Annotated in this window: 1 protein-coding gene; it reads left to right on the top strand. The window is 56.2% G+C overall.

Features of this window, described 5'->3' with window-relative positions:
• Nucleotides 1-252: transposase domain-containing protein (locus tag HJG40_RS14140; protein WP_215864794.1), on the top strand; the 252-nt coding region annotated here is incomplete at its 5' end.
• Between the last annotated feature and the right edge of the window lie 40 nt (nt 253-292).

Here is a 292-nt window from a genome sequence, read left to right as displayed (position 1 = left end):
AGCATCGACAATAACCCTGTAGAGCGGGCGTTGCGGGGCGTGGCCATTGGGCGCAAGAATTTTTTATTTGTTGGAAATGATGCCGGTGGCGAGCGTGCCGCGTCCTTCTACAGCATCATCGAGACCTGCAAGCTCAACGGCATCGAGCCCTTCGCATACCTCTGTGACGTGCTCGAAAAGCTCCCCACTTGGCCCAACAAGCGGCTCCACGAACTCTTGCCGTGGAACTGGAAAAAAACCGCATTACCCTGATGGGCGCCAATCCGCAAGGGTGGGTTGGCTGAACGTTTAC

Source organism: Acidithiobacillus concretivorus, assembly GCF_018853445.1.
In the GTDB taxonomy this organism is placed as follows: domain Bacteria; phylum Pseudomonadota; class Gammaproteobacteria; order Acidithiobacillales; family Acidithiobacillaceae; genus Acidithiobacillus; species Acidithiobacillus concretivorus.
This window is presented reverse-complemented; position numbering and strand designations above follow the sequence as displayed.